The organism is Arthrobacter sp. P2b, from assembly GCF_900168295.1.
In the GTDB taxonomy this organism is placed as follows: Bacteria; Actinomycetota; Actinomycetes; order Actinomycetales; family Micrococcaceae; genus Arthrobacter.
This window is the reverse complement of sequence record NZ_FVZL01000001.1, coordinates 463371-475521: the sequence shown is the minus strand read 5'-3', so window position 1 is coordinate 475521 and position 12151 is coordinate 463371. Positions and strand designations below refer to the sequence as shown.

At 65.8% G+C, this 12151-nt stretch carries 13 protein-coding genes and 1 tRNA gene; 3 read left to right on the top strand and 11 right to left on the bottom strand.

The genetic code is table 11. From position 1 onward, the window contains the following. Positions 1-51: 51 nt before the first annotated feature. Positions 52-366, bottom strand: a complete 315-nt coding sequence (locus tag B5520_RS02160) for a hypothetical protein (protein ID WP_079595866.1) — start codon at positions 364-366, stop codon at positions 52-54. A gap of 148 nt (positions 367-514) precedes the next feature. Further along, on the bottom strand, positions 515-1369 hold the full coding sequence (locus B5520_RS02155) for a LysR family transcriptional regulator (protein WP_079595412.1): 855 nt from the start codon (positions 1367-1369) through the stop codon (positions 515-517). Between the two features lie 143 nt (positions 1370-1512). Here B5520_RS02155 and B5520_RS02150 point away from each other — a divergent pair, with 143 nt between their 5' ends. Continuing rightward, the gene (locus B5520_RS02150) at positions 1513-2895 is read left to right on the top strand and encodes an MFS transporter (RefSeq protein ID WP_079595411.1); all 1383 of its coding nucleotides are present in this window, start codon (positions 1513-1515) and stop codon (positions 2893-2895) included. 56 nt (positions 2896-2951) lie between these two features. On the opposite strand, the gene B5520_RS02145 is transcribed toward B5520_RS02150, so the two are convergent. The 3 genes from B5520_RS02145 to B5520_RS02140 all read right to left on the bottom strand — a co-directional run bounded on the left by B5520_RS02145 (position 2952) and on the right by B5520_RS02140 (position 4435). After that, positions 2952-4124: a N(5)-(carboxyethyl)ornithine synthase gene (locus tag B5520_RS02145; protein ID WP_079595410.1), complete on the bottom strand. Its 1173-nt coding sequence runs from the start codon at positions 4122-4124 to the stop codon at positions 2952-2954. Continuing rightward, positions 4121-4261 carry a hypothetical protein gene (locus tag B5520_RS22675; protein ID WP_176156728.1) on the bottom strand — a complete coding sequence of 47 codons (141 nt, stop codon included), beginning with the start codon at positions 4259-4261 and terminating at the stop codon, positions 4121-4123. The genes B5520_RS02145 and B5520_RS22675 overlap by 4 nt, the downstream gene beginning before the upstream one ends. A gap of 100 nt (positions 4262-4361) precedes the next feature. After that, a tRNA-Gly gene (locus B5520_RS02140) sits at positions 4362-4435 on the bottom strand. 241 nt (positions 4436-4676) lie between these two features. Here B5520_RS02140 and B5520_RS02135 point away from each other — a divergent pair. After that, positions 4677-5141 (top strand): SRPBCC family protein, encoded by a 465-nt coding sequence (locus B5520_RS02135; RefSeq protein WP_079595409.1) that lies wholly within the window; start codon positions 4677-4679, stop codon positions 5139-5141. Between the two features lie 43 nt (positions 5142-5184). Here the strand turns inward: B5520_RS02135 and B5520_RS02130 are convergent, their stop codons facing one another. Continuing rightward, positions 5185-6903 carry a CAP domain-containing protein gene (locus B5520_RS02130; protein WP_254865441.1) on the bottom strand — a complete coding sequence of 573 codons (1719 nt, stop codon included), beginning with the start codon at positions 6901-6903 and terminating at the stop codon, positions 5185-5187. A gap of 133 nt (positions 6904-7036) precedes the next feature. Between B5520_RS02130 and dcd the strand changes: the two genes are divergently transcribed. Beyond that, the gene (dcd, locus tag B5520_RS02125; RefSeq protein WP_079595407.1) at positions 7037-7612 is read left to right on the top strand and encodes a dCTP deaminase; all 576 of its coding nucleotides are present in this window, start codon (positions 7037-7039) and stop codon (positions 7610-7612) included. A 15-nt stretch (positions 7613-7627) separates the two neighbouring features. Here dcd and B5520_RS02120 read toward each other — a convergent pair whose 3' ends face one another. The 5 genes from B5520_RS02120 to B5520_RS02100 are packed head-to-tail and all read right to left on the bottom strand — an operon-like array spanning position 7628 to position 12143. Next, positions 7628-8809 carry a cation:proton antiporter gene (locus tag B5520_RS02120; RefSeq protein ID WP_079595406.1) on the bottom strand — a complete coding sequence of 394 codons (1182 nt, stop codon included), beginning with the start codon at positions 8807-8809 and terminating at the stop codon, positions 7628-7630. A 5-nt stretch (positions 8810-8814) separates the two neighbouring features. After that, positions 8815-9297 carry a cation:proton antiporter regulatory subunit gene (locus B5520_RS02115; RefSeq protein WP_079595405.1) on the bottom strand — a complete coding sequence of 161 codons (483 nt, stop codon included), beginning with the start codon at positions 9295-9297 and terminating at the stop codon, positions 8815-8817. A 40-nt stretch (positions 9298-9337) separates the two neighbouring features. Next, positions 9338-10081 carry a cupin domain-containing protein gene (locus B5520_RS02110; RefSeq protein WP_079595404.1) on the bottom strand — a complete coding sequence of 248 codons (744 nt, stop codon included), beginning with the start codon at positions 10079-10081 and terminating at the stop codon, positions 9338-9340. Beyond that, positions 10078-11046 carry a DUF6807 domain-containing protein gene (locus B5520_RS02105; protein WP_079595403.1) on the bottom strand — a complete coding sequence of 323 codons (969 nt, stop codon included), beginning with the start codon at positions 11044-11046 and terminating at the stop codon, positions 10078-10080. Before B5520_RS02105 ends, B5520_RS02110 begins: the two co-directional genes overlap by 4 nt. Continuing rightward, entirely contained in the window at positions 11043-12143 is a 1101-nt protein-coding gene (locus B5520_RS02100) for a Gfo/Idh/MocA family protein (protein ID WP_079595402.1), read from the bottom strand. Before B5520_RS02100 ends, B5520_RS02105 begins: the two co-directional genes overlap by 4 nt. Positions 12144-12151 lie beyond the last annotated feature (8 nt).

Sequence of the window (12151 nt, the reverse complement as noted above, 5' to 3'; positions counted from 1 at the left end):
TCTTGATGTCATGTGTCCGCGCCGGCTGCGCGGCAGGAGACCTTGGGAAAATTAGCCCAGGTACCACCCCGGAGGTGACCACGTCACCGGGACGCTGTGGGCTGAGAAATCCTCGCAACGCGTGCAGGTATAGGCGACTTCGCCGAGCGTGGCCACAGACCCATCACGGCGGTAGGTGGGCGGGATGTAGGACTCGAGGTAGATGAACTCGTCGGTGCGGCACTTGTCGCAGGTTGGCTTACCCACATAACCGGAATCCGTGGTTGCTATTCCGGCGCCCAGGGTGGATTGGCGTGTGGAAGGCCGCGCGGTGGTGTGCGGACGTGCATGGGCCGCACTGAAATGGGTGTTCCTGGCTGTCGTCATTGGCTGCCTGTCCCGGGCGCGTTCACTGTGATTCAGGCGCGCTCGTGTTGCTGAACCGGCCAGCTGCTTGACCTGGAAAACCAGCATAGATTATGCAACGTTCCGACATCAATGGAGAACGGGTTGTCTCGTGTGCTAAGGCCGCCTGTTAGCCCTGGCGGTTGATGGTCCGGCCCACGATCGACTGCGTCAGGGCTTCGATCACCTCCGCGTTGGCCAGCGGGTTGCGGATCAGCGTGAAGTCCACGTCCCCGACGGCCGGAAGGTTGAACCGGCGGGTGATGATTTTCAGGTCCTCGGGAACCAGCGACGACGGCATGACGGCCACTCCGATTCCCGCGCGGACGGCGGCCAGCACCCCGCTGATCTGGCGGGTGGTGCACGTGATGCGCCAGGTCCTGCCATGCGCTTCGAGGGCGTCGATGGCAAGTTTCCTGCTCAGGCTGGGGGAGGGGTAGGCGATGAGCGGGACTGGATGACCCGGTTCCAGCGTGGTCTGTTCAAGTCCCACCCAGGAAAAGGAATCGTGCTGTACCACCGTGCCGTCCTTGGCGCCTGCCACCCATTTCACGAACACCAGATCCAGCTGGCCGGCATTCAGCTTGCGGTACAGCTGGTCGCTTTGCCCCACCGTGAGTTCCAGGTTGATCTGGGGATAGATCTGCCGGAACTCCCGCAGGATCCGGGGCAGCCCGGTTATGGCAAGATCATCCGCGGTGCCGAACCGGAGCCGCCCACGCATGGCCGAACCGGAAAAATAGCGTGCCGCAGCGTCATGCGCGGACAGAATGTTCCGGGCAAAACCGGCCATCGCATCCCCGTTGTCAGTGAGCCGGACGTCACGGGTATCCCTGGTGATCAGCACGCGCTTGGCTGCCGTCTCCAGCTTCCGGATGTGCTGGCTGATGGTGGGCTGGGCCAGGCCCAGCCGCTCGGCGGCCTTCGTGAAACTGAGCGTTTCGGCAACGGCCAGGAAAGAACGCAACTGGGCTGGTTCGAACACGTCGGGCTCCTTCGGCCGGCACTGCCGGATCTCTCATTGTGCTTCGCAATACGAGTTATAGGGAGAATAGGCCTCCATAATCCGTTGGGCCCAGCCTAGCGTTAAGGGCATCCCGGACCGCCCGCAATTTTGAGGACACCACTGTGGCACCCCCACCGCCGTCATCGGCAAGCGTCACCCAGCCCGTCATCGATTCCGCGGGCACCGCTCCGCCGGACAACCAGACCCAGCCGCTGCCGGTTGCCTCGGAACGCCTTCCCTGGCGGCACACCTTCATCTCCCTGAGAGTCCCCAACTTCCGGATTTTCGCGGCAGGGCATTTCATCGCCGTCATCGCGATCTGGATGCAGCGGATCGCCCAGGACTGGATGGTGCTGCAGCTCTCCGGTTCCGTGACTGCCGTGGGAATCACCGTGGCGCTGCAGTTCCTGCCCTCGCTCCTGCTGGGGCCGTGGGGCGGGATGGTGGCCGACCGTTTCGCCAAGCGGAAGATCCTGATCCTCTGCCAGAGCCTTGCCGCGGTCCTGGCTGCAGCGCTCGCAGCCCTCGCGCTCACCGGAACCGTCCAGGTATGGCACGTCTATGTGATCGCACTGGTGCTGGGCCTGGTCACGGTCCTCGACCAGCCTGCGCGGCAGGTGTTCGTCAACGAACTGGTGGGGCCCACCTACCTGCGCAACGCCATCAGCGTCAACTCCACCACCTTCCAGCTGGGTGGCTTGATCGGCCCTGCCCTGGCCGGGCTGCTGCTGACAGCAGTGGGTGCCGGCTGGGCTTTTGCCGCCAACGCCGTGGCCTGCTGCTCAACGGTGGCCATGCTGCTGGTCCTCCGGAAGGACCAGCTCTTCGTGAGCCCGCCGGCCCCCAAGAGCAAGGGGATGCTGCGCGAGGGTCTCCGTTATGCCCTGAGCAAGCCCACCATCTACTGGCCCTGGCTCATGGCCGGTTTCATTGCAGTGTTCGCCATGAGCCTTCCGGTGGTGCTTGCCGCTTTCGCGGACCACGTGTACAGGGTGGGTGCCGGCGGTTATGGCCTGCTCAATGCACTGGTGGCGCTGGGCGCGTTGGCGGGGGCCGTGGCTTCGACCCGCCGCCGGCAACTCCGGCTCCGGTCAGTCGTGTTCTGCGCAGGAATGTACGGGGCCATGCTGTGCCTCGCCGCCTGGGCGCCCTCGATGGCCTGGTTCGGCGCTGCGATGGTCCTGTCCGGATTCTGGTGCCTGATGTTCCTCACGGGTTCCAACCAACTGGTCCAGGTCAGCTCCAATATGGGTATCCGGGGCCGCGTGATGAGCCTCTACATCATGGTGCTGATCGGCGGCCAGGCCCTCGGCGGACCCATGCTCGGCTGGATCGCCGAACATGCGGATCCGCACGTGGCCCTCCTGGTTTCCGGCGGGGTGCCGGTGCTCGCGGCCCTGACCGTCGCCGTCGTCCTGGCGCGCAAGGGTTCGCTCAAGCTGCAGGTGGACTTCAAGGACCGGAGCCACCCCGTGCGCATCGTGAAAGCGGCCGCGGCTCCCTGAGAATGCGGATGCCGGCACGTTTCCTGCGTGCCGGCATCGCTGAACAAAGGTGCGCTTTACAAAGCCGGTTGCACCTGCCGCACACGGTGCGGGTACGCCTCATCGCGCTGCTGGAACTCCAGCACGTCCTGGTTGCGCACCACGCCGTCGCGGATTTCAAGGGCACGGGTTATGGTGTCGCTTCCCGCCCAGGCATCGGGCCCGCCCATGACCGTTTCCAGGAACGGCTGCAGGGCCTGGCTGATTTCCCAACTCGAGGAATTCCACAAATACGACGGGCTGTGGTCCACCGCGTAGTAGCTGATGTGGTCCCCGATGGCCACCATCGGCTCGGCAAAGGTGGTGGAACGCGCCCAGCTGAAGCCCATGCCGGGGTCACAGGACACGTCGATGATGAGGCTGCCCGGGGCGAAGGCGTCCAGGTCCTCGGTCTGCAGATACGTCAGCGGATTGTTCGGGTCCTGCAGGGTGCAGTTGACCACGATGTCGCTTTCGGCGAGGAACGGGGCGAGCGGAACCCTGCCCCGTTCGGTGATGACCTGGCTCAGGAAGGGCGCCTCGTCGTCGTGGTCGAACTGCACGATGTTCACGGAGTGGATGGGGGCGCCAACGGCGGCGACTCCCCGGTTGGTCAGCACCTGCACATCGTGGATCCCATGCGCATTCAGCGCAGTGACGGCGCCACGGGCGGTGGCTCCAAAGCCGATCACCACGGCACTCAGGCGCCGCCCGTAATCTCCCGTTGAACCCGTCAGGGAGAGCGCATGCAGCACCGAGCAGTACCCGGCCAGTTCGTTGTTCTTGTGGAACACGTGCAGGCCGAAACCGCCGTCGCTGGCCCAGTGGTTCATTGCCTCGAAGGCAATCAGCGTGAGCTTCTTGTCGATGGCCAGCTGCGTGATGGCGCGGTCCTGGACGCAGTGCGGCCAGCCCCACAGAACCTGCCCGTCACGCAGTTCGGCGAGATCCTCTGGCTGCGGCTTGGGCAGAAGCACGATGTCCGCTTCCGCCAGCAGCTCTTCCCTGCTGGCGATCGTGCCCACAAGGGTCGCGAGGTGCTGGTCTGAAACGCCGAAGCGCTCGCCGTAGCCGTGCTCCAGGATGATGCGCCGCCGCAGGGCCGGGGCAATGCGTTCAAAATGCAGGGGATGAATGGGGAGGCGGAGTTCGTCCGGTTTTCTTGTTGATGCCAGGACTCCCAGGCTCAGTTGGCTCTGGTGGCCGGTCACTTCTTTTTGGGAGCCTTGCCGGACGTGATGTCCAGGGAACTGGCCGGTGCGGAGGCGGCCTTCTTATCTGCGCGTTTTTCCTTGATGGACTTGCCGGACTTTTTTGATGCCGTTTGACGCGGGGACTTGTCAGCCATGATTGCTCCTGTAGCGGAACCGAAAAGGTTCCTGACTACTGACGATACACCTGGGTGCCTAACGGGGCTCCGGGGCTGCAGGTGCCGCCAAGGGCAAGAGTGGAGCGGCTGACGGGAATCGAACCCGCGTATCAAGCTTGGGAAGCTAGCGCTCTACCATTGAGCTACAGCCGCATCGCCCCCACTCGCGCGGGGCAGAACTTAGCTTAGCGCAGTTGCGGCGGCGTGCCGCCCAACCCGAAAGCCGCGCCGCCGTGTCCCGTTACCCGCGGCGTCATCCAGTAACTCTTCAATAACGTCCCCCTGCCTGGCTAGGTGGGGACACAATGAGCTGGCTAACCTGAACCGGATAGCTGCGGGCGTCAGGGGGAGGCGGCTATTGCGGCAGGCCGACGTCAACCACAGGAAGAATTTCATGGCATTCGCAGAGCACGAGGTCCTCATCCGGCGTGACGCCATGGCTGTGTACCTGTACCTGCTCGACGCCACCAATCTTCCGCTCTGGCGCGACGGTATCCGCAGCGTCAAGCTGCTCCAGGGCCCGGCCGGGACCAAGGGCACCGTGTACCGGCAGATGGTGGCAGGGCGGTCCGGACTGAGCATTCCGGCCGACCTGGAAATCACGCAGGCAAGGCCAGGGGCGGAGATAGAGTTCCAGGTCACCTCCGGCCCCGCCAACCGCACGGGCGGTTACTACCTCAGCACCGAGAGCTCGGGAACCCGCGTCAGGTTCGCGCTGGAAGCATTGCCGGAGGGCTCATTCGGCTTCCTCGACCGGCTCGGCCTCCTGAACCGGATGGTCCAGCGAAGTGTCTGCTCCGAGGTTGCCCAGCTGGACCGGCTCAAGGACGTCCTGGAACTTCAGCCCGCCGCCCAGTAGGCGGCCGGCCGCAGCTTGTTGCGCAGCCGCCGCCCGGGTTGGCCTACTGTGCCAGCCGCTGTCCGGACCACGGCCCGGCGATGTTCGACGGCGTGGCAAGGGTTCCACCGGTCAGGTCCCAGTACTGCACCACGTCCGACGCCCGGCGGAGCGCCAGTCCCGTCGAGTTCAGCCCGGTGACGTCCCGCAGCGCCTTGACGCCCGTGACGTCCTGCCACCCCGTGGCGACAGTCGGCCTCGCTTCCGCCCGCAGGGCGATGGTTCCCCAGCCCCGATAGAGCTGCACAGCACCATCGGACCGCACTGCCAGGATGTCCTGGAAGCCGTCGGCGTCGTAATCAACCATGGAGAGCCGGCTGGCCGTGATGCCGCTGGCAATAAGCGTGCGTCCGGAAAGGTCACCTGTGCCCTTGTTGGGGTACAGGTAAAGGCCGCCGGCAGTATCCAGGGCGAGGATCTGGGGCATCCGGTTGTTGGCGCACCAGCCACCCACCGCCAAGGTCAGGGACTGCCATCCCCCCGCTCCGAGCGTGACAGGAGCCTGGAATCCACCGGTGGCGATGCCCCGGTGGAGCGTGAGGTTCCCGTTGGTCCATTGCGTCAGCAGGTCATACGCGCCGTCACGGTCCCAGTCCGTCACGAAGACCTCCTTGGCGCCGGTGAACCCGGAGCCGATCACCTTGGCCGGAGCGTAGGAGCGCGCGCCCAGCGAGGGCCGGTTGAGGAGTTGGCCGGCGGAATCCACGGTTACCAGGTCTGCCGGGCCCTTGATCGCGGCGGCGGACAGGTCAAGCGTGGGCGGCATGTGCCTGACGGGGGCATCGCACATGCTGGCAACCGGCGGCGGGAAGGCGTTGCCTGAGCCTGCGCCGCCGGGGGAATCGGTGGTGCCTGCCGGAAGTGTTGTGTAGCCGAAGAAGTTGACCACGCCCCAGATCTTGTACGTGCTGTCCGTGTACGAGATCCCGGCGCCCATGACATTGAAACGCGGGTCGAGCAGCATGGCGTTGTGGCCCGGGGAACCCTTCCACCATTCCACCAGCTGAGCGGCATCGCGGTCCGTGCGGATGGCGATGACCTCGCCGGCGCCGTTGTTCGGATTCATGGCGCGCGGATCCGTCCAGAAACTGGCGCGGTGCTCAATCACCTCACGCGAGGCAATGTTGTCGGACCATTCCTGCGCCAGCCCGGCAACGGTGGCATGGTATTTCACCGGGTTCAGCTTGTTGGCCACCCTGTATTCATTGATCCGGTTGAACACCGTGAGGACAGCTGCGGCATTGCTGTCCCGGACCAGGCCCTCAGGTGCGGGCATCGCCGTTGCGGACTCGGGGGCCGCCAGGCGGGTGGCCGGGGGTGAGGCCAATTCCTCGTCCGGCGCCCACAGCGGAGGGATCCAGGGGACAGGGTCTGCAGAGCCGGCCGGAGCAGGTTCTCCGGTAACCGCGGGCGTGGGCGCAGGTGCAGCGGGGGCATCTGTGGACGGGCGGACGGCGGGCTCGGTGACCACGCTTGTCACAGCAGCAGGTGATGCCGGGCGGATGTCCGGTTCCACAGCGGGTTTCAGGATGGATCCGGCGGATCCGCCGCCGGCGGAGGCACCGCCGTCGTTGACCGCAGGCTCCAGTGAGACGCCCAGCGGAGCCGCTGCGCTGGCCGACTGGCTGGCGGGCGCCGGCACCGACAGTGTTCCCGCTGATGATGAGACCAGCGCAAGGGCGCAGAGCACACCAATAAAAGAGGGCGCAACCAATTTATTCACAACATCCCCAGCTCTGTTGGGCCATCCGGGAGACCATCCGGCGCCTGTGCATCTGAGGCAACATTAGCCCCACTAGGCCACAGCAACAACGGGAAAATATAGGTGTGGATAAGGCATACGGTAATTTGGGACGGTGCTGATCTCTGACCGCGATATTCGTGCCGAAATAGACTCCCAACGGATCGTGCTGGAGCCGTACGATTCGGCGATGGTGCAGCCGTCATCCGTGGACGTCCGGATCGATAAGTTCTTCCGGCTTTTCGACAACCACAAGTACGCGCACATCGACCCTGCCCAGGAGCAGCCCGAGCTGACGCGGCTGGTGGAAGTGGAGCAGGACGAAGCCTTTATCCTGCACCCCGGCGAGTTCGTCCTGGGCTCAACCTACGAGATTGTTACGTTGCCGGATGACATCGCGGCCCGCCTGGAAGGCAAGTCCTCCCTGGGGCGGCTGGGGCTCCTGACCCACTCCACCGCCGGGTTCATTGACCCCGGTTTCTCCGGCCACGTGACCCTGGAGCTGTCCAACATGGCCACGCTGCCCATCAAACTGTGGCCGGGCATGAAGATCGGCCAGCTGTGCTTTTTCCGGCTGACGTCCTCCGCTGAGTACCCGTACGGCCATGGCGGGTACGGCAACCGCTACCAGGGCCAGCGCGGGCCCACAGCCAGCCGCAGCCACCTGAACTTCCACCGCACCAGCATTTAGGGCCGGTACCGGAGGCTACGCCTTTGCTGCGACGCCCGGGCTCCCCGTCGCCATCCTGGCGAGCGGTTCAACGTAGCGGGCTGCCAGCGGTCCAACCACGGCCATGATCAGCACGTAGGCGGTGGCCAAGGCAGCCAGTTCCGCGGGAATGGCTCCGGAGGCCACGGCCAGCCCGGCGATAACGATGGAAAATTCCCCGCGCGCAATCAGCGTAGCCCCGGCACGGAACTGGCCGGGACGTGCAATATTTGCCCGCTTCGCCGCCCAGATCCCGGTGGCCATCTTGGTCACGGCCGTGATGACGGCCAGCACCAGGGCCCACCCCAGTACGGGCGGGATGGATGTGGGGTCCGTATTGAGGCCGAACGCCACGAAGAAGATGGCCGCGAACAGGTCACGCAGCGGTTCAAGGATGCGCGTGGCGTTATGGGCGGTGGCTCCGGAAATGGCGATGCCCAGCATAAACGCGCCCACCGCCGCCGAAACCTGCATGGCTGACGCCACCCCGGCTATCAGCAGGGCGGCGCCGAGGACGTTCAGGAGGAAGACCTCGGAGTTCTCGCTGTGGACGGCCTTGGAGACGCTGTGGCCGTGGCGCAGGGCCACCATAAGCACCAGGCTCACCACTGCCAGCGCGATGCCCACCGTTGTGAGGCCGCCCAGGAAGCTGACGCCGGCAAGGATGGCCGTCAGGATGGGCAGGTAGACGGCCATGGCCAGGTCCTCGAACACCAGGATGGACAGCACCACGGGAGTTTCGCGGTTGCCCAGGCGGCCGAGGTCTGTGATGACTTTCGCAGCGATCCCCGACGACGAGATGTAGGTGACGCCACCCAGCACCATGGCTCCCACCCCGCCCCAGCCCAGGTAATACGCCAGGGCGGCGCCTGGCAGGAAGTTCAGGACGAGGTCAAGGACACCGCCCTGCCATGACCGCTTGAGGCCGGTAAACAGCTCCGCTGCCGTATATTCCAGCCCGAGCATAAGCAGCAGCAGGATGACGCCGATCTCGCCGGAAAGATGTGCGAACTCGTGCATGCCTTCGAGCTTGACGATCCCCCCGGCACCGAAAGCGAGCCCGCCCAGCAGATAGAGCGGGATAGGTGACATTCCAATCCGTCCGGCCAGCCTGGCCAACAGGCCAAGGCAGAACACAACGGCCCCCAGTTCAATGAGGGTCAGGGCCAGCGGATCCATAGGATTTATCCGTGGCGCAGGATGTCGGCCGCCGAGTCGAGGCCTTCCTGGGTTCCGACTGCCACCAGCAGGTCACCCGTGTGAAGCACGACGTCGGGTCCCGGCGACGGGAGCACCTCGCCTTCACGCATGATGGCCACAATGGACACGCCGCACCGGGTGCGGATGCAGGCCTTGCCCATCGGCTGGTTCTGGAACGGGGAGTCCGGAGCGATCGAGAACTGCCGGGTGACGATCCCGGGGACATCCTTGTGCTCCTCCGTCAGCTTCATGGCCAGGTGCTGCCCTCCCAGAAGGTTGCCCAGGGTGGCTGCTTCGTCGCTGGTCAGCGGAATTGAAGCTTGGCAGGTATCGGGATCGTCCCAGGTGGAAACGATAAGTTCCGTCTGGCCCTCCCGCAGCTCCACCACGCCGATCCGGCGCCCGGATGCTGTCATGAAATCCTTCCGCCGGCCCAGGCCCGGAAGGTTGGTCTCATCCACGTTCATGAACCAAGCCTAGTCTCCCGGGACGCACTTGGCGCGGGAGTCATACCACCCGGGAATCATCCCAGGTGGTCAGCCTTCCGCACATGCCGTACCCCTCGCCGGGGCGGCGGCCGGCGGTGGCCACTGCCGCTCCGGCCAACGGCCGCGCCGAGCCGTCCGCCAGGTCCTCCAGCGCCTGCTCCGTTGCGTCAACCTGGCTGCGGACCGTTTCGGACCAGATCTTCTTCCAGCGCTCCACGCGCGGGCGTACCAGGACGGCGGCTGCACGGTGGAAAGCGGCAAGGGCATCAGGGCCCTCACGCAGGACGGATGTATGCAGCTCGGCGTATCCTTCCATGGCGAGGTCCCGGCGCCTGCGGGCGGCTGCGGCGACGACGGCCTCGTCAGCATCGCGTGGCAGTACCGCGTGCTGCGCGTACTTGTCCGGATCCGCCAGGATGGCCCGGGGAAACGTGAGGACAGCGTCCCCTGCCTCGGGCAGCCCGGCGTTGGACATGATCACGTTGAGGGTGAGCTGATGGGAATTGACCAGCCGGTGGACTGTCCCGGGGCTGAACCAAAGCAGTGAACCGGCGGCAAGCTCATGTTCCGCGGCTCCCGCCATGGAGATGGTGTGTACCTGGCCGGTGCCGCCGGTCACCACGTAGGCCTCGGTGGAGACGGTGTGCAGGTGGGGTGACCCTCCGCACAGACCGTCAGCGGCCTCCCAGTCATAGACCCGGAGGCCGCTGACCGCGGTCCCGCCCGGAAAGCCGGGTAAGCCGGGAACGCCTGCAGTGTTCACTGACCGTTCCGGCCCTGGGTGGCGGCCAGGAGTTCCCGTGCCACAAGGGCCAGGGCTTCGGACCGCTGGGCGTCGGACTGCCCGTCGGCGATTACCACCCCGTACCGGTAGTGCAGGGTGGTGCCGGCCTCGAACAGGACTTCCTCGCTGAAAAACGGCGCCGGCCCCATGCAGGCGAACGGCTCGGACCGCGCAAACCATTCCGGCTCGGGGTGTTGACTGCCGGGGTCATCCACCATGACCAGCGTGGAGAAGCGGCAGGTCTCATCGTGCTGGCCAACGAAGGAAAGCCAGGGTGCCCGCTGGCCGCGGAGCTCCTCGCCGGTAGCGCCGCCCGGTCCGATGATGGACCCACCGGCAAAGGACCGCGGACCGCGCCAGAACAGGCCGCCGTAGCCGGCGTTCTCCCGTCCCTCGGTAGTGGGCGAGCCGATGTGGATGGGTTCCCCTGAGACGTTGGTCATGGCCGTGTCGAAAACCAGGGTGTAGCTGCTGTCCGTCCCCGGCACCACCTGGAAGGACCGCTCCTCCTCCACCACAAGGGAGCCCTGCTGCGTGACCCACTGCAGGGAATGGGCAAAACGGAACGTGCCGTCGTCGTCCGTTGCCTGGCCAAGCTCGCGGTGCCGCATGGCGCCGTTGTTCGGCAGCCACCGGTAGTCCTGCCCCCGCCGGTAACTGGGCCCGCCCCAGAAATTGTCCGGACCAAGGTGCGGCAGTGACCAGGCGATGCCCTTGTGCCACACATGGTCGTGCGGGCGGTAGGCGCTCACCAGGTCCCCCGTCCTGGTCCGGACGGGGTGGAAGTACGGCCGCGGGGACTCCTCCTGCGGGTCATTGGCAGCATAGATATAGGTCAGGACCTGGACGCCGTCGAGGGAGACGGTGACGGCTGCGCCGTCATCCGTCCAGCTGAACGGGCTGCGGGTGGTGGAGGTGCCGGCTACGGGGGCGGTGGTGCTCATGCATTGCTCTTTTCGAGTTTCCAGGGTTCCAGCCGGCCGTCGGCACGGTCGAAGAACGGGTTTCCTTCAATGATGTCGCCGCGGCGCACCGTCTTGCCGGTGATGGCGGAGGCGTAGATGGCGGCGGCAAGCTCCATGGTGGGGTACGCCTCGGCGAGGGTGACCGGCGGGACCGTTCCGGAGCCAATGGCCTCAACAATGTGCGAGTACTGGGCGGGGTGCCCGCTGGCGACGGCGGCGGAACCGTCTGCCCACAGGCCGGCAAGGTGCTCCTGTCCCGGCGCGGGGGTAAAACGCCAGTGGGAGTCGTCGTAGCCGTAGAGGTGCTCGAGCTCAACGGTGGCGTTCTCGTAGTCGAACCTGAGCTGTGACGTCTCCCGGGGGGAGATGACGGAGTTGATGACGGTGCTCAGGGCGCCGGATTCGAACCGCACGATGGCCGTGGACACATCCTCGGTTTCCGTGCGCCGGGCAAGCCGGCCCGCGAACGCGGTGACTTCCTGCCAGGGGCCCCACAGGTGGAGCAGCATGTCGAACTGGTGAATGCCGTGCCCCATGGTGGGCCCGCCGCCCTCAACATCCCAGAGGCCCCGCCACGGAACGTCAAAGTACTCCTGGTTGCGGAACCACAGCGTGTTGCAGAAGCCGGTGAGCGGGTTGCCGAGGACCCCCGATTCCTGCAGGGCTGCCAGTTTGCGCGCGCCCGGGCCAAAGCGGTGCTGGAAGATGCAGCTGACGTGTTTGCCCGATGCCCGCTCCGCCGCCTGCAGTTCAACCATTTGCCGCAGCGACAACGCGGGCGGCTTTTCAAGCACCACGTTCAGGCCCAGGGCGAGTGCCTCCAGGGCAAGGGAAGCGTGCGACGACGGCGGCGTGCAGATTGCCACCACGTCCAGTGTTGCGTCGGCGACCGCAGCCAGGCTTGGCGCGGTCTGCGCGAAGCCGGTCTCTGCCGCAAAGGCGGTGGCCCTGTCAGGGTCGATGTCCACGGCAACCACCAGCTGTGCCCCGGCCAGCTTGAGGGCTTCAGCGTGGGCGTGGGCTATCCCGCCGGTACCGATGATTCCGGCCCGGGGGCGTGGAGGGGTCCGTTCCATGGGCAGTG